This is a genomic window from Cupriavidus sp. UGS-1 (genome assembly GCF_021213615.1).
Classification (GTDB): Bacteria; Pseudomonadota; Gammaproteobacteria; order Burkholderiales; family Burkholderiaceae; genus Cupriavidus.
The window spans coordinates 114,922-131,111 of the sequence record NZ_JAJQJF010000003.1 but is presented as its reverse complement, the minus strand read 5'-3'; the positions used below and the strand labels follow the sequence as shown (position 1 = coordinate 131,111).

17 protein-coding genes are annotated in these 16,190 nt (G+C 67.6%); 11 read left to right on the top strand and 6 right to left on the bottom strand.

What is annotated here, in order from left to right:
• Positions 1-30: 30 nt before the first annotated feature.
• The 3 genes from LRR16_RS05525 to LRR16_RS05515 all read right to left on the bottom strand — a co-directional run bounded on the left by LRR16_RS05525 (position 31) and on the right by LRR16_RS05515 (position 2,997).
• Entirely contained in the window at positions 31-1,197 is a 1,167-nt protein-coding gene (locus LRR16_RS05525; RefSeq protein WP_006576358.1) for an acyl-CoA dehydrogenase family protein, read from the bottom strand.
• Positions 1,198-1,269: 72 nt separating this feature from the next.
• A complete protein-coding gene (locus tag LRR16_RS05520) occupies positions 1,270-1,728 on the bottom strand; it encodes a MaoC family dehydratase (RefSeq protein WP_006576359.1) in 459 nt (152 codons plus the stop codon).
• A gap of 45 nt (positions 1,729-1,773) precedes the next feature.
• On the bottom strand, positions 1,774-2,997 hold the full coding sequence (locus LRR16_RS05515; RefSeq protein ID WP_006576360.1) for a CaiB/BaiF CoA-transferase family protein: 1,224 nt from the start codon (positions 2,995-2,997) through the stop codon (positions 1,774-1,776).
• Positions 2,998-3,333: 336 nt separating this feature from the next.
• Here LRR16_RS05515 and LRR16_RS05510 point away from each other — a divergent pair, with 336 nt between their 5' ends.
• The 4 genes from LRR16_RS05510 to LRR16_RS05495 all read left to right on the top strand — a co-directional run bounded on the left by LRR16_RS05510 (position 3,334) and on the right by LRR16_RS05495 (position 6,719).
• Positions 3,334-4,308, top strand: a complete 975-nt coding sequence (locus LRR16_RS05510; RefSeq protein WP_370646764.1) for a Bug family tripartite tricarboxylate transporter substrate binding protein — start codon at positions 3,334-3,336, stop codon at positions 4,306-4,308.
• Positions 4,309-4,356: 48 nt separating this feature from the next.
• Positions 4,357-5,151, top strand: a complete 795-nt coding sequence (locus tag LRR16_RS05505) for a crotonase/enoyl-CoA hydratase family protein (protein ID WP_006576363.1) — start codon at positions 4,357-4,359, stop codon at positions 5,149-5,151.
• A 69-nt stretch (positions 5,152-5,220) separates the two neighbouring features.
• Entirely contained in the window at positions 5,221-6,144 is a 924-nt protein-coding gene (locus LRR16_RS05500) for a LysR family transcriptional regulator (protein WP_006576364.1), read from the top strand.
• Positions 6,145-6,227: 83 nt separating this feature from the next.
• The gene (locus LRR16_RS05495; protein WP_006576365.1) at positions 6,228-6,719 is read left to right on the top strand and encodes a flavodoxin family protein; all 492 of its coding nucleotides are present in this window, start codon (positions 6,228-6,230) and stop codon (positions 6,717-6,719) included.
• A gap of 3 nt (positions 6,720-6,722) precedes the next feature.
• On the opposite strand, the gene LRR16_RS05490 is transcribed toward LRR16_RS05495, so the two are convergent.
• Together LRR16_RS05490 and LRR16_RS05485 are read right to left on the bottom strand one after the other, a co-directional pair.
• Complete coding sequence (locus LRR16_RS05490; RefSeq protein WP_232205080.1) at positions 6,723-7,019, bottom strand: helix-turn-helix domain-containing protein; 297 nt, start codon at positions 7,017-7,019, stop codon at positions 6,723-6,725.
• Positions 7,020-7,169: 150 nt separating this feature from the next.
• Positions 7,170-8,063 (bottom strand): LysR family transcriptional regulator, encoded by an 894-nt coding sequence (locus LRR16_RS05485; protein WP_006576367.1) that lies wholly within the window; start codon positions 8,061-8,063, stop codon positions 7,170-7,172.
• A 101-nt stretch (positions 8,064-8,164) separates the two neighbouring features.
• Between LRR16_RS05485 and LRR16_RS05480 the strand changes: the two genes are divergently transcribed.
• The 4 genes from LRR16_RS05480 (at position 8,165) to LRR16_RS05465 (ending at position 11,900) form a co-directional block, all read left to right on the top strand.
• A complete protein-coding gene (locus LRR16_RS05480) occupies positions 8,165-9,082 on the top strand; it encodes a dihydrodipicolinate synthase family protein (RefSeq protein ID WP_232205079.1) in 918 nt (305 codons plus the stop codon).
• Between the two features lie 80 nt (positions 9,083-9,162).
• Positions 9,163-10,122, top strand: a complete 960-nt coding sequence (locus tag LRR16_RS05475) for a tripartite tricarboxylate transporter substrate binding protein (protein ID WP_006576369.1) — start codon at positions 9,163-9,165, stop codon at positions 10,120-10,122.
• A 49-nt stretch (positions 10,123-10,171) separates the two neighbouring features.
• Positions 10,172-11,602 carry an aldehyde dehydrogenase family protein gene (locus LRR16_RS05470; protein ID WP_232205078.1) on the top strand — a complete coding sequence of 477 codons (1,431 nt, stop codon included), beginning with the start codon at positions 10,172-10,174 and terminating at the stop codon, positions 11,600-11,602.
• Positions 11,603-11,681: 79 nt separating this feature from the next.
• The gene (locus LRR16_RS05465) at positions 11,682-11,900 is read left to right on the top strand and encodes a hypothetical protein (protein ID WP_064576597.1); all 219 of its coding nucleotides are present in this window, start codon (positions 11,682-11,684) and stop codon (positions 11,898-11,900) included.
• A 34-nt stretch (positions 11,901-11,934) separates the two neighbouring features.
• Here LRR16_RS05465 and LRR16_RS05460 read toward each other — a convergent pair whose 3' ends face one another.
• Positions 11,935-12,741: an IclR family transcriptional regulator gene (locus LRR16_RS05460; RefSeq protein WP_006576373.1), complete on the bottom strand. Its 807-nt coding sequence runs from the start codon at positions 12,739-12,741 to the stop codon at positions 11,935-11,937.
• Between the two features lie 97 nt (positions 12,742-12,838).
• On the opposite strand from LRR16_RS05460, the gene LRR16_RS05455 reads away from it, so the two are divergent.
• The 3 genes from LRR16_RS05455 to LRR16_RS05445 are packed head-to-tail and all read left to right on the top strand — an operon-like array spanning position 12,839 to position 16,187.
• On the top strand, positions 12,839-13,840 hold the full coding sequence (locus LRR16_RS05455; RefSeq protein ID WP_006576374.1) for a tripartite tricarboxylate transporter substrate binding protein: 1,002 nt from the start codon (positions 12,839-12,841) through the stop codon (positions 13,838-13,840).
• 8 nt (positions 13,841-13,848) lie between these two features.
• Positions 13,849-15,405 carry a class I adenylate-forming enzyme family protein gene (locus LRR16_RS05450; RefSeq protein ID WP_232205077.1) on the top strand — a complete coding sequence of 519 codons (1,557 nt, stop codon included), beginning with the start codon at positions 13,849-13,851 and terminating at the stop codon, positions 15,403-15,405.
• A complete protein-coding gene (locus LRR16_RS05445) occupies positions 15,402-16,187 on the top strand; it encodes a citryl-CoA lyase (RefSeq protein ID WP_232205076.1) in 786 nt (261 codons plus the stop codon). Before LRR16_RS05450 ends, LRR16_RS05445 begins: the two co-directional genes overlap by 4 nt.
• Positions 16,188-16,190 lie beyond the last annotated feature (3 nt).

The window sequence follows — 16,190 nt, the reverse complement described above, 5'->3', positions numbered from 1 at the left end:
TGCTCTCCCCTTGCACTTCCCTCCTCCTGCCTAGCGCAGTCCCAGGCTGCGGGCGATCATGCCACGCAGGATTTCACGCGTGCCGCCGCGCAACGAGAAAGTCGGCGAGATCTGGCTCAGATAGCTGACGGTGCGATACAGGTCGGCATCGGCAACGGTGCGCGGATTGCCTGCGATGACGGCCTCCAGCGCGGCCGGGATCTGCTGCTCCAGCGTCGTGCCCAGGTCCTTGACCAACGCCGCCTCGGCTACCGGGCTCTCCCCCGCCGCCAGGCTCGCGGTCACCGCGATCGACATCTGCCGCAGCGTGGCCAGTTGCGAGCAGAATCGGCCCAACAGCGCCTGCTGTTCCGGCGTGGCGCCATCGCGGCGCAGGCGCGCAGCCCACAGATCCAGCAGCACCACGCTCGAATAGATCCGTTCCGGTCCGCTGCGCTCGAAGGCCAGTTCGGCATTGACCTGTTCCCAGCCGCTGCCTTCGTTGCCGATCAGCGCATCGCCGTCCAGCCGCACGTCGTCGAACACAACCTCGGCAAAATGCGCGTCGCCGGTCAGATCCTCGATCGGCCGCACGGTGACTCCCGGCAACGACAGGTCGACGATGAACTGCGACAGCCCCTTCTGCTTGTCCTCCGGCACGCCCGAGGTTCGCACCAGCGCGATCATGTACCGGCAGTGCGGGGCATTGGTGGTCCAGATCTTCCGGCCGTTCAACACCCATCCATCGCCCGTGCGGCTCGAGCGGCTTCGCACGCTCGCCAGGTCCGAGCCCGAGTTGGGCTCGCTCATGCCGATGCAGAAGAAGCTCTCGCCCCGGCAGATGGCTGGCAGGTAGCGGCGTTTCTGCGCCTCGGTGCCGTAGCGCAGGATCAATGGCCCGCTCTGGCGATCAGCGATCCAATGCGCGGCGACCGGCGCGCCGGCGGCCAATAGTTCCTCCACCAGCACGAAGCGGCGAAACGGATCGAGCCCGGCGCCACCGTATTCCGGCGGCAGCGTGATGCCGACCCAGCCGCGCGCCGCCAGCCGGCGGCTGAAGTCCGCGTCGAAGCCCATCCAGGAGCGCGCGCGGCGATCGGCGGGCGCGTTGGGCGCGTCGGGCAGTTGCGCGGCAAGAAAGCGCTTGACTTCGGCACGGAAGGCCTCGGCCTCGGGCGGCAGTTCCGCAAGGACGAAGTTATCGAGAAGACTGGACACTGCGATCGGCTCCGATGCGGTCGATGGTCGGTCTGTTCATGGTCGTTTCCGCGGCTCGCACGTGGAATAGCGTCAATACCGCATCTGCATCAGCCAGGTCGCCACCATCGCCGGCCGGTCGGCGCCCTCGACCTGCAGCTCGACCTGCCAGAAGCAGCGCACCTCGCCCGGCCGCACGTCTTCGACCCGCTGCAGCGCGAAGCTGCCGCGTAGCCGCGAGCCCGCCGGCACCGCTCCGGTGAAACGGACGCGGTCGAAGCCGTAGTTCAGCGACAACTTGCGATTGGGAAAGCGATAGCACTGCCCGAAGGCCGCGGTGACCATCGACAGCGTCAACAGCCCATGGGCGATCGTGCAACCGTACGGCGATTCGGCGGCCGCACGCACCGGATCGACATGGATCCACTGCCGGTCGTGCGTCAGGTCGGCGAACGTATCGATGATGCGCTGATCCAGCGTGAAATAGCCGCTGACTGCAGCTGGCGCGCCAACCGCCGCGCGCAACTCCTCCAGCGAGGCGATGGTCTGCATGGGCGGCTCCATTCCGTGCGTGGTGCGCAGGCCAGCGATCCGGCGTCAAATCACGCCCTTGGCGCGCAATGCATCGAGCCGTGCCTTGTCGAAGCCGAGCTTGTCGCGCAGCACCGTCTCGGTATGCTCGCCCAGCGTCGGTGCGGCGCGCTCGTACTGGATCGGCGTGGCCGACAGCCGGATCGGATTGGCAAGTCCCGGCGCCTGCACGCCCGCCCCATGCGGCAGCGACAGCTGCATGCCGCGATGGCGCACCTGCTCGTCCTCGAAGACCTGCTCCATGTCGTAGATGGGCCCGCACGGCACGTTGGCCGCTTCCATGCGCTCGACCCACTCGGTCATCGTGCGCGCCAGCATCGCTTCGGCGATCTGCGGGATCAGCGCTTCGCGGTTGCGGTTGCGTTGGCCGGCGGAGGTGAAGCGCGGGTCGGCCGCCAGCTCCGGGCGGCCGATCACCTCGCACAGCGCGGCGTATTGCGCGTCGTTGCCCACCGCGACGATGACGTCCCCTTCGCGGCAGCGGAACACCTGGTAGGGCACCATGTTCGAGTGCGCATTGCCCATCCGCTGCGGGACCTTGCCGGACAGGAAGTAGTTGATCGCCTGGTAGGAGTTGATGGTCACCACGCAGTCGAGCAGCGCCATGTCGATGTACTGCCCTTCGCCGCTGACATTGCGATGCTCGAGCGCTGCCAGGATCGCGGTGCTCGCGTACATGCCCGTCAGCAGGTCCGTGATCGCGATGCCCGACTTGATCGGCCCGCCGCCGGGCTCGTCATCAGGTAGTCCGGTGATGCTCATCAATCCGCCCATGCCCTGGAACACGAAGTCGTAGCCCGGCAGCGCGGCATAGGGACCGGATTGGCCGAAGCCCGTGATCGAGCAGTAGACCAGCCGCGGATTGAGCGCGCGCAGATCGTCGTAGCCGAGGCCGTAGCGCGCCAGCGTGCCGACCTTGTAGTTCTCGACCACCACATCGGCCTCGCGCGCCAGCTCGCGGATGATCTGCTGGCCCTCCGGCGCGGCCAGATCGACGGTGATGGACTTCTTGCCGCGATTGGCGCTGAGGAAGTAGGAGGAATCGGCGGTTTCGCGGCCCTGCGCGTCCTTCAGGAACGGCGGGCCCCAGGCTCGGGTATCGTCGCCGACGCGCGGACGTTCGACCTTGATGACTTCGGCGCCCATGTCGGCCAGATTCTGCGTTGCCCACGGGCCGGCCAGGATGCGGGTCAAGTCGAGAACCTTGATATGTGCCAGTGCGCCTTTCACCGGTGGTCTCCTGGGGCTGCGAATGGGGCAAGCGTAGTGAAGGCGTACGCAGGGCGTCCAATATCCAATCGGCATCGATCGATACACGGCGCTTATCGCTCTCGCCTGCATCCCCTTCCGTCGTCCCCGCGAATGCGGGGACCCAGTGGCTTTCCGCTTCTTTCGAACATCAAAGTCGCTGGGTCCGCCTGCGCGGGGACGACCACCGGCATTCGGCGATAAGTTTTGTATATCGCCACACGCCGAATTCATATTGGACAGGCTGCCAACGCCGCTCTTAGCCTTGCGCACAAGCCTCGCGCGATGACGGGGCGCCGACTGGAGAGAGACATGCTGATGACCCGCCCGGGCCGGCTGCTGGCCGCCACCTTCTGCGTCGCCGCGCTTTCCCTGAGCCTTGCCGCGCCGGCGCGAGCCGACTATCCGAACAAGCCGATCCGCCTCGTCGTGTCGTTTCCGCCCGGCAGCGGCACCGATTCCACCGCTCGCTACGTGGCGCGCAAGCTCGAGGAAAAGACGGGCCAGTCGGTGGTGGTCGAGAACCGGCCCGGCGGCAACAGCTTCATCGCCGTGCAGACCGTCACCCGCGCCGAGCCCGACGGTTACACGCTGCTGCTGGCGAGCAATTCCCCGGTGGCGACCAATGTCGCGATGTTTCGCCAGCTGCCCTACGATCCGGTCGGCGAATTGGCGCCGATCGCGCGGCTCCGCGTGGGCGCGATGGCGTTGGTCGTCAACCCGGCCTCGCCATTCCATACGGTGGCGGAACTGGTCGCGCATGCCCGCCAGCAGCCGGGCAAGCTGAATTACGGCGCCGGCAGCGCGTCCTATCAGATCGCGACAGAACTGTTCCTGACGCAGGGGCAAATCAAGGCGAACCACGTCCCTTACAAGGGCGCCGCGCCGGCGCTGACCGATGTTGCCGCGGGCCAGATCGATTTCGCCTTCGCCGACTATGGCGCGGTGCTGCCACTGCTGCAGGGCGGCAAGCTGCGGCTGCTGGCGGTGACCAGCGAGAAACGGCTGGCGACGCAGCCGAATACGCCTACGCTGCAGGAGAGCGGGTTTCCCGGCTACTTCATGGTCAACTGGACCGCGGCCTTCGCGCCCGCGAAGACGCCGCGCCCGGTGGTTGAAAAACTGGAGAAGCTGCTGCTGGAAATCAATGCCGCGCCGGAGACCGCCGAGTTCTTCGCCCGCACCAACTGGGATGTCTTTACCGGCAATGCCGCCGAGCTGCGGCGCTTCCAGCTGGCGGAGATCCGCAAATGGTCGGATGCGGCGACGCGCGCCGGCATTCCGAAGCAATAGCCACGCGAACAACCACCGCGGCAGACAAGCAACCGAACGAGGACCACCATGAGCCAGTTCCTGGATTACGCGCAGCAAGGTCATATCGTGACCCTTACCTTGAACGAGCCGGCACGCCGCAATCCGCTGACCGGCAACTCCGCGGTGGCCGAGCTGGTGCAAGCGGCCGAACGGATCGACGGCGACGACTCGGTGCGTGCGGTGATCCTGACCGGCGCGGGTCCGGTGTTCTCGACCGGCGGCGACATCCGCGACATGGAGCGGCAAGCCTCTGGAACGGTGCCCGGCATGGAGATCCGGCGCGACTACCGCCGCGGCATCCAGCGGCTGCCGCTGGCGCTGTTCAATCTGGAGGTGCCGGTGATCGCCGCGGTCAACGGGCCGGCGATGGGCGCGGGCCTGGACCTCGCCTGCATGTGCGATCTGCGCATTGCGTCCGAGAGCGCGCAGTTCGCCGAGAGCTTCGTGCGGCTGGGCATCATTCCGGGCGACGGCGGCGCCTGGCTGCTGCCGCGCGTCATCGGCCTGTCGCGTGCCGCCGAGATGATCTTCACCGGCCTGCCGATCGATGCCGCGCGGGCGCTGGAATGGAACCTGGTGTCCCAGGTGGTGCCCGCCGATCAGCTGCTGCCGACGGCGATGCGGTTGGCCGAGGCGATCGCCGCCAATCCGCCGCAAGCCGTGCGGCTCGCCAAACGGCTGTTGCGCGAGGGCATGCATACGCGGCTCGACACGCTGCTCGAGATGTCGGCGACCTTCCAGGCGATGTGCCACCAGACCGAAGACCATCGGCGCGCGGTAACGGCCTTTCTCGAGAAACGGAAACCGGCCTCGCGAAGCTGACCGGCGGGGCACGGCGTCGGCCATCGGTAAGATGTGGGCTTCGCCACTGCCCGCGCGCCGCCCTGCCCCATGGATTTCCGACGTATCCGGCATTTTGTCGTTCTCGCGGAAACGCTGAACTTTCGCCGCGCCGCCGAACGGCTGCATATCGCACAGCCCGCGCTGACCGTTTCGATCCAGAAACTGGAACAGGAACTGGAAACGCAGTTGTTCGTGCGCGAGACGCGCGGTGTCACGCTGACGCCGAGCGGCCACGCGGCGCTGGCCGAGGCGCGGCGCATCCTGTTTCATGCCGGCCATTTCCGCGAGGCCGCGCACGCCGCGGCCAGCGGCACGGGTGGAACGCTGCGGATCGGTTTCGTGGGTTCCACGACCTATCACCTGCTGCCGCAACTGGTGTCGCGCTTTCGCGCCGAGTATCCCGCGGTGGAGCTGACGCTGAAGGAGGCCACCTCGGCCTCGATCGTCAAGCAGCTCGAAGACGAGGCGCTGGACGTGGGCCTCGTGCGCATCCCGCTGCTGCAGGCGGGCAGGATCACGCTCGCTGCGCTGGAGCACGACCGCTTCGTCGCGGCGCTGCCGCGCCATCATCCGCTCGCCGGGCACCGGTCGCTGTCGCTGTCCGAGCTCGCCGGCGAGCGCTTCGTGATGTACGCCCGCGAGGAGGCCTCGGGACTGCACGCGGCGGCGATGGCGGCCTGCCAACTGGGCGGCTTCCAGCCCCGCATCACGCAGATCGCCACGCAGATCCAGACGGTGATGGCGCTGGTGGAAAGCGGGCTCGGCATCGCGCTGGTGCCGTCGATCATGCACCGCTTCGCCAACGAGCGGCTGGCGTGCATTCCGGTCGACGACATGCCGGGTGCCGCGTCGATCGGCTTGGCGCTGGCCTATTGCGCCGAGACCGAGCGTCCCGCCGGGCGGCATTTCCGGCAGGTCGCGCAGTCGGCCTTTCCCGTCGAGCCATCGGCCAACGCCCAGCCGCTACGCTGACGCCAGTCCGGTGCGGTACGCCGCGGCACGGCGCTTACCGCGTGCTACATTGCCCTCGTAATCCGACCCGCCCACACGCCCCGATGAAAACGCTGCTGATCGTCTACCACACGATGACCGGAGGCACGCAGCAGATGGCCGAGGCCGCCGCCGACTCGGCGAGGAGCCAGCCGGACATCGAGGTCCGCCTGCTGCGGGCCACCGAGACCCGGCCCGACGATGTGCTGAACGCCGACGGCTATCTGTTCGCCACGCCGGAGAACCTCGCCGCGATGTCCGGGCTGATGAAGGACTTCTTCGACCGCTGCTATTACCCGGTGCTCGACCGCATCAATGGCCGCCCCTATGCCGCGATGATCTGCGCCGGCAGCGACGGCCAGAACGCGCTGCGCCAGATCGACCGGATCGCCACCGGCTGGCGCCTGCGCTCCGTGGCGCCCGGGCTGATCGTGTGCACGCATGCGCAAACGCCGGAGCGCATCCTGGCACCGAAGCAGATCGGCCCCGAAGATCTGGCGCGCTGCGCGGAACTTGGGGAAGGCTTGGCAAGCGGGCTGGCGCTGGGCGTGTTCTAGGACTTACGCTTCTTTCCAGCTTTCGGTGAGGCGGTCCTCCAAAAACAGGGCGTCCCCTTCAGGGACAACAAGCAACTTCAGCCCCAGACCATCGAGTACCTTCATCAGGCCGTCGAGCCCGACCGATCTGCCGTTCTCCAGACGAGAAAGCAAGTCCTTGGAGACATTGAGCAAATCGGCCGCATCGTCGATCCGCAATTGACAACGTCCTCGTTGGCTGCGAATCAAAGCCCCTAACGACTGCAGATCGTGAGCGACCGGGCTCAGGGAGATATCCGGCAACGGCAGTTTTCTGACCATGTTTTGACCTCGTCATCCACCTTGGTCGGCCCATTAGTTCCCAATATTCCGGAACTATCGGCCTATTGGCCGCCACGGAGGCAATAATTCCTCAATCTCCGGAACAATAACGACTTGGATGGCGCGCCGCGCGCCGGCTGGCGAGTGCAATCACGTCGTGTCGAACGCTTGCTCCAGGACTTGCCGCACCGTCGCCGCCACCCGATGCGGATTGCCACGCCGCCAGACCAGATGTAGCTCGACATCCAGCCCGACCTGATCGTCGATCGGCCGGAAGCGCACCCCGGCGTAGCCGAGGCGCCAGGCCGACTGCGGCACCAGCGCGACGCCCATGCCTGCATCGACCAGCGACAGGATCGAGTGGGTATGGCTCAGCGTCTGCACGGTGTCGGGCGCCACGCCTTCGGCGCGCAGGCGCCCGGCGACGATCTCGTACAGATAGCGCGATTCGGAGCGGCAGAACTCGATGAAGGGCTGGCCTTCGAGCGCGGACAGCGGCAGGCGTTCGGCCTGCAGCAGCGGATGACCGGCCGGTGCGGCCAGCACGAAGGGCTCCCGCAGCAGCGGCGCCGATTCGACGAAGCTGCGCGGCGCGAACGGGCGCACCAGGCCCAGTTCGATGCGGTCGGCGGCGATCGCCTCGAGTTGCGCGTCGGTCTGCATCTCGCGCAGCGACACATGGACCTCGGGCAAGCTGCTACGGATCGCGCCCAGCAGTTGCGGCAGCAGCGCAAAGCTCGCCGCCGGAATGAATCCCATCGACACGCTGCCGGCGTCGGCGCGCATGGCGCGGCGCGCGGCAAGCTTGGCGGCCTGGCTGCGGCGCAGGATGTCCTCTGCCTCGCGCAGGAAGATCGCGCCCGCCGGCGTCAGGCGGACCGCGCCACCCGAGCGATCCAGCAACTGCACGCCCACCTCATGTTCGAGCAGCTGGATATGCCGAGTCAGCGGGGGCTGCGTCATGTTCAGCAAGGCAGCGGCCCGGCCGAAATGCAATTCGGTCGCGACGGCCACGAAGCTGCGCAGATGGGATAGCTGGAACACGATTCAAATCTTGAATTGGGTAATCGCCAGTTTGGATTGGACGGCGGCACCGGCGCCTTTCTACAGTAGCGCCTCTCATGTCCATTCCATCAGGAGTTCAAGTGGCGACTTTCGAAGGTTCCGCGCTGCGCGAGGCGCTCAATGGCATTTCCGGAATCCTGGTCACGCCGTTCGACGCGAATGATACCGTCTCGCCCGGTCCGCTCTCGACCGTGGTCGATCGAGCCGTGAACGCCGGCGTGCATGTACTGGTCGCCAACGGCAATACCAGCGAGTTCTACGGCCTGCGCGAGCAGGAGGCGGTGCGCATAGTCCATGCCGCCGCGGAATGCGTGGCCGGCCGGGTGCCGCTGCTGGCCGGCGTCGGCCGCAGCGTCCATGAAGCCTGCGCCCTCGCCCGTGCCTCTCGCGAAGCCGGCGCCGATGCGCTGATGGTCCATCAGCCGCCCGATCCCTTCGTCGCGCCGCGCGGCGTGGTCGCCTATGTGCAGAAGATTGCCGAGGCCGGCCACGGCCTGCCGCTGGTGCTCTATCTGCGCAACGACAACATCGGCCTGGCCGCGATCGAAGCGCTGTGCCGCATTCCCGAGGTCGTCGGCGTCAAGTGGGCCTCGCCTACGCCGATGATGCTGGCCGAAGCAATCCGCCGCACCGCGGACCGCGGGCTGGCCTGGGTCGGCGGGCTGGCCGAGGTCTGGGCGCCGCCCTTCTATGCCGTCGGCGCGCGCGGCTTCACCTCCGGCCTGATCAACGTGATGCCCGAGCGTTCGGTGGCGATCCATCGCGCGCTGGAAGACGGCGACCATGCGCTGGCGATGCGCCTGATCGGCGAGATGCTGCCCTTCGAGGATCTGCGCGCCCAGGAAAACAACGGCACCAACGTCACGGTCGTCAAGGCCGCGCTGCAGCTGATGGGCAACGACTGCGGCGCCGCACGGCCGCCGTCGGCGTGGCCGCTGACCGAAGCCCAGCAGCAGCGCCTGCACGAGCTGATGTCCGGCTGGGGGCTCGCACGCTGATTTCATCGCGGGCGGGAGCCCGCTCCGCACGCCCGGGACGTGCCACGTCCCACTACAACAACGTTCATTGGAGACTATCGATGCCATTTCGTCGCACCCTGCTTGCCTTCTGCGCCTTTGCCTCGTTGACCGGCAGCGCGCTCGCGGAAACCTATCCTGCCCGTCCCATCACCATCGTGATCGGCTCCAGCCCCGGCAGCGCCACCGACGGCCTGGCCCGCGCCCTGGGCAATGAAGTGACCCGGCTGACCGGGCAGGCCGTCGTGATCGAGAACCGCGCCGGCGCGATGGGCGGCATCGCGGCCCAGACCGTGGCTCGGGCCAAGCCGGACGGCTACACGCTGTTCATCACGACCAACACCACGCAGGCGGCCAATCCGCATCTGCTGAAGAAGCTGCCCTACGACCCGATCAAGGACTTCACGCCGGTGTCGATGCTGACCAAGGGCTACCAGCTGCTGGTCGTCAATCAGAACGTCAAGGCCAACAGCGTCGCCGAACTGATCGCCCTGGCGAAGAAGGAGCCGGGCAAGCTGACGTACGGCTCGGGCAGCTCGTCGGCGCGCGTCGCCGCCGAACTGTTCCAGCAGATGAGCGGCACCGAGATGACCCATGTCCCCTACAAGGCGAACCCGCCGGCGGTGGTGGACCTGGTTGCCGGCCAGACGGACCTGATGATCGTCGACCTGCCCGCGAGCCTGCCGCAGGTACGTTCCGGCAAGCTGCGCGTGCTCGGTTTCAGCGGTCCCAAGCGCTCGGCCCTGGTGCCCAACGTGCCGACCATCGCCGACACGCTTCCCGGTTACGAGGCTGGCTACTGGAACGCGCTGTACGCGCCCGCCAATACGCCGCAGCCGGTGGTGCAGCGCCTGAGCGAGCTGGTCCATCGCGCGCTGGCCACGCCGAGCGTGCGGCAGGTCGTCGAGCAGAGCGGCCAGGAAATCGCGCTGTCGAGCGCCGAGGAGCTCGGCCGCTTCCAGCTGGCCGAGCTGGACCGCTGGGGCCGCATCATCCGCACCGCCGGTATCGAGAAGGAATAAGCCGTGCCCGGCGCCGCCGGGCGCCCCCCTCGCCAACAAGGAAGCCACCGTGAAATCGCACTACATCGCCGGCGAATGGGTCGCCGGCACCGACAGCAGCGCCAACGTCAATCCGTCCGACCTGTCGGACATCATCGACCACTACGCGCAGGGGGACGCAGTGCTCGTCGACCAGGCGGTCGACGCCGCGCGGCAAGCCTTCGGCAAGTGGTCGCTGTCGACGCCGCAGCAGCGCTTCGATGTGCTCGATTTCGTCGGCAACGAGCTGCTGCAGCGCCGCGCCGAGCTGGGCGACCTGCTGGCGCGCGAGGAAGGCAAGACGCTGCCGGAGGCGACCGGCGAGGTCGTGCGCGCCGCGCAGATCTTCAAGTTCTTCGCCGGCGAGGCGCTGCGTACCGCCGGCGAGCTGCTGCCCTCGGTGCGCCCCGGCATCGGCGTCGAGATCACGCGCGAGCCGATCGGCGTGGTCGCGCTGATCGCGCCTTGGAATTTTCCGATCGCGATTCCCGCCTGGAAGATCGCTCCAGCGCTGGCCTACGGCAACTGCGTGGTGTTCAAGCCGGCGGAGCCGGTGCCGGGCTCGAGCTGGGCGCTGGCGGAAATCCTGAGCCGTTCGGTCCTGCCGGCCGGCGCCTTCAATCTGGTGCTCGGCCGCGGACGCGATGTCGGCCAGCGGATGGTTGAACATCCGCAGGTCGATGCCATCAGCTTCACCGGCTCGGTGGCCACCGGCCGCAGCATCGCCGCGCAGGCCTGTCAGCGCATGGCGAAGTTTCAGCTGGAGATGGGCGGCAAGAATCCGCTGGTCGTCACCGACGATGCCGATCTGGAGCTTGCGGTCGAGGTCGCGCTGCAGGGCTCGTTCTATTCGACCGGCCAGCGCTGCACCGCGTCGAGCCGCATCATCGTCACGCACGGTATCCACGACCGCTTCGTCGCCCGGCTCGCCGAGCGCACCGCGGCACTGGTGGTCGGCGATGCCCGCGATGCGCGCACGCAGATCGGCCCGGTGGTCGACGCGCGCCAGTTGGAGCAGGACGAACGCTATATCGCCATCGGCAAGGCGGAAGGCGCGCGGCTGGTGTGCGGCGGCGAACGGCTTTCGCTCGGCAAGGAAGGCTTCTATCTGCGCCCCGCGCTGTTCGTCGACTGCAGCAACGACATGCGGATCGCTCGGGAAGAAATCTTCGGGCCGGTGGCCGCGGTGATTGCGGCACGGGACTACGAGGAAGCGCTGGCGCTCGCCAACGATACCGAGTTCGGCCTGTCCGCCGGCATCTGCACCACCTCGCTGAAGCTGGCGACGCATTTCAAGCGCCACGCGCAGGCCGGCATGGTGATGGTCAACGCGCCGACCGCCGGCGTCGATTTCCACGTGCCGTTCGGCGGACGCAAGGGGTCGAGCTACGGTCCGCGCGAACAGGGCCGCTATGCGCAGGAGTTCTATACGACGGTGAAGACGGCCTATACCGCGGCTTGATCCCGGCTTGATCGCGGCTTGACGCTCCGGTTGCCCCGCTTAGAATGCTGCCATTCCACCATCAAGCGGGGCATGGCGAATGGAATCTGTCATCGGGGTCGTGGCGCGCTTCGCGATGTATGCGCTGTTCCAGTTCGTCCTCTATTGGCCCGGCTGGCTGGTACTGAAGATCGTGACGCTGGGCCGGTATCCGGCTTCGCCGATGCGGCGCGACGCGTGGTACGAGTTCGAACTGGTCGCGGTCGTCGGCATGCTGGCGATCGTCGGCATCGGGATCACCGTCGCGGCGCTCACGTAGCGGGGTACGCCCGCAGTCCGCCCTCGTCACTGCGCTACAGCCCCTTCGGCAATAACGTCCCCACTGCCTCCCGCATCAGCCTTGCGATCAACTGCTGACGATCGCGGGGCATCCGCGCCAGCGTGGTGGCGACGCTGATACCGGCCACCGGTTCGCCGTCGCGGTTGTGCACCGCCATGCCGACCGCGAGCGCGCCGCGGGTCGCGTGATTGCCGATCACCGACCATCCGCGCTCCCGCGTCGCCCGAATCAGGATGCGCATCCGCTCCGGCGTCATGCCGCCGTATTGAGCCAGGGTGTCGGCATTGCCATCGATGATTTCCCCCACCGCCTCATCCGGCAACGCGGACAGCAGAGCCAGCCCGGCCGCGCCAACGCCCAGCGGCTGGCGCGTACCGACCTGGATCACCAGCACCTGCACCGGATGCGTGCCCACATGGCGCGCGATGCAGCGCGACAGCGAGCCATCGCGGACGATCGCGAAGGCCGCATCCCCGCACGCTCCGCTGACCCGCGCCAGCACCGGCCGCAGCTTCTCCGCCAACTCGGTCGAGCCGTCGCGCTGCGGCATCGCGGCGAGCCGCGGCCCGCTGACATAGCGAAAGCGGCCGCGCTGCGCGACATAGCCGCATTCGATCAACGTGGCCAGCAGCCGATAGACGGTCGGGCGCTCCAGCCCCGCCGCCCTGCATAGATCGACCACGCGCAAGCCGTCCCTGCCGCCCGCGAGAATCGCGTCGAGCAGCGTCAGGCCGCGCCGCAGCGCTCGCGCGCCCTCCTCCGGAGCGGTGGTTGAAACGTCCGCCTGCCGGACGTTCCGATTCGCAAGGCGAGAGGTCATCGGGAAGAATTTCCTTGCCGGGATACCAGTGCGCAGTATGCCCCAACACCACAAGAGGGCCGCCCCGGCGAGGCTATCGACCCAGGAGACGACCATCATGAACGTACGCAACGCGCCGCGCCGGCGCCTGTTCGGCTGTGCCCTTGCCCTTTCGCTTGCCGCGCTGGCGGGCGGAACTTCCCTTTCTGTCCATGCCCAGCAGCCTTGGCCCAGCAAGCCACTGCGGCTCGTCGTCGGCTATGCCGCGGGCGGCGCGACCGACGTGCTGGCGCGCCTGGTCGCGCTCAAGGTCGGCGAAGAACTCGGCAAGCCCTTGGTCGTCGAGAACCGTGCCGGGGCCAACAGCAACGTTGGCGCCGAGGTGGTCGCGAAGGCCGAGCCCGATGGCTACACGCTGTACGTCTATACGATCGCCAACACGATCAATGCCTCGCTCTACGACAAGCTCGGCTACGACCCGGCCAGGGACTTCGAGCCGGTCGGCATGATCGCGAAGATTCCAAACGTGCTGGTCGTCAATCCGAGCCTGCCGGTCAAGAACGTGGCCGACTACCTGCGCTTTGCGAAGGAATCTTCGTCGGGCATCACGTTCGCCTCCTCGGGCAGCGGCTCGTCGATCCATCTGTCCGGCGAGATCTTCCGGATGCGCAGCGGCATCAATATGCTGCACGTCCCCTATCGCGGCAGCGCGCCGGCGGTCACCGATCTGCTCGGCGGGCAGGTGCAATCGATGTTCGACAACACGCCGTCCGCGATGCCGCACGTCAAGGCCGGCCGCCTGCGCGCCATCGCGGTGACCAGCCCGCAGCGTCTTCCGTTGCTGCCCGATGTGCCGACCGTCGCCGAGTCGGGCTACCCCGGCTTCGACGTGCAGTCGTGGTTCGCGATCGCGGCGCCGGCCGGTACGCCCAGGCCCGTGGTGGACCGGCTCAACGCTGCGCTGAACAAGGCGCTGGCGGCGCCCGACGTGCGGCAGCGGATGCAGGACCTCGCCGCCAATCCGCAACCGGGCACGCCGGAGCAGATGCGCGCCTTCATGATGTCCGAAATCAAACGCTGGCACGACGTCGTCAAGCAATCCGGCGCCCGTGTGAATTGAGGAGTCCCATGTTTCCGATCGATCTGTTCTGGCGGGCCGCGGACCGCTGGCCCGACCGCCTCGCCATCGACGCGCCGGACGGCTGCGTCACCTATCGCGAGCTGGCGGCGCGCGTCGCCGCGGTGGCGGCCGGCCTGATGGCGCTCGATGCCGCGCCGCAGAGCCGCGTCGGCATCTGCGCCGGCAATTCCGCCACGCATCTGGTCGCGCTGCTGGCGGTGCTGGCCAGCGGCAAGGTCTGGGTACCGCTGAATCCGAAGAGCGCACGGCCCGAGCTGCGCCGCATCGTCGATGCGACCGAGCCAAGCATTCTGGTGCTGGATAGCGGCTGCACGGCACTGCCCGACGGCGCGCCGGGCGCCCGCATCTTCACGGATGTGGCGGACGACGGCTGCGACGCGTTGCCGGCGATCATCGCGCGCCATGCCGGCGCGGCACGGCCCCGTCTCGACCTGTATCCCGATCTCGATCGCGATGCGACGCAGGCCATCAAGTTCACCGGCGGCACCACCGGCGCGCCCAAGGGCGTGATGCAGCCCTACCGCGCGTGGATGGTCAATATCGTCAACCAGATCCATGCGTGGGGCTTCGATGCCGACGACCGCTACGTGATGGCGGCCCCGATCACGCATGGCACCTCGACCTATGTGCTGCCGATCCTCGCGCAAGGCGGCTGCCACGTGATCCTGGACGGCAGCGGTGCCGAGGCGGTCCGCGCCGCGTTTCGCGACCGGCGCGGCACGGTGTCCTTCATGCCGCCGACGCTGATCTACATGCTGATGGCGCTGCCGGACACCTCGCGCGACGACTATCCGGCGCTGCGCCGGCTGATCTACGGCGGCGCGCCGATGCCGGTGGAGAAGATCCGCCAGGCGCGCGCGTTCTTCGGCCCGGTGGTCGGCACCACCTACGGGCAGACCGAGGCGCCGCAACTGCTGACCGTGCTGCGCCCCGAGGATTTCGAGGACGAGCGCAATCTGGCCTCGGTCGGACGAACGACCTGGTTCAGCGACGTCGCCATCATGGCGCCGGACGGCACGCTGTTGCCAGCGGGACAGATCGGCGAGGTCGTCGCGCGCGGCGATCTGGTGATGACCGGCTACTGGCGGCGCCCGGACCTGACCGCCGGGACGATCGTCGACGGCTGGCTGCATACCGGCGATCGGGGTCTGATCGACGAGCACGGCTATCTGTATCTGAAGGATCGGCTGCGCGAGGTCGTGATCACCGGCGGCTTCAACGTCTATCCGATCGATGTCGAGAACGCGCTGGGACAGCATCCCGCGGTCCACGAGTGCGCGGTGTTCGGTGTGCCCGACGAAAAATGGGGCGAGGCGGTGCACGCCGCCGTTCAGCTGCGCGACGGGGCAGTCATCCCATCCGAGGCCGAACTGATCGCCTTCGTGCGCGAGCGGCTGGGCCCGGTGGCCACGCCCAAGCGAATCCATTTCCACGACGACCTGCCGCGCTCCAGCGTCGGCAAGGTGCTGAAAAACGCCGTACGCGACCGGGCGCTCGCCCACGCTACGAACACCGCTTCCGCAAACCGGGGAGACCAGCGATGACCGCCACCACCAAGCCCGTGACCCGCCTCTGCACGCATACGCTGACGAGCCTGCACTACCGCGAAGCCGATCTCGTCAACGACCTGATGGGCAAGAAGACCTTCACCGAAGTCATGCTGATGCAGATTCTCGGCCGCACGCCGCGGCCGGTCGATATGCGAATCACCGATGTCGTGCTGATCGTGCTGATGGAACACGGGCTGACGCCGAGCGCGATCGCGACGCGGCTCATCTATATGAGCGCGCCGGAGAATTTGCAGGGCGCCGTTTCCGCCGGACTGCTGGCGGTCGGCAGCTCCTTCGTCGGCACCATGGAGAATTGCTCGCAGCTGCTCGATCGGCTGCTTGCTGCCGGCGACCCGCAGGCGGAAGCGCGCGCCATCGCACGCCACTACAAGGAAACGAAGAGCCCGGTTCCCGGCTTCGGCCACCATCTGCACAAGCCGGTCGATCCGCGTGCATACAAGCTGCTTGAGTTGGCCGAAGCGGAGCCAGAACTGAGCGGCGAACGGATTCGCGCGTTGAAGCAACTGTCCGCCGCCGTCGACGAAGCGGCCGGCCGGCCGATCACGATCAATGCCACCGGCGCGGTGGCGGCGCTGCTCGGCGAGATCGGCGTGCCGACCGCGGTGATGCGGGGCTTTGCCGTGATCTCGCGCGCGGCCGGACTGGTCGCGCATATCGTCGAGGAACAACAAAGTCCTTCCGGCCGCTATATCTGGGACACCGTCGAGCACGCGATTCCCTATGCCGGCAACGCACCGACGGGAGAGGCATCGTGACGG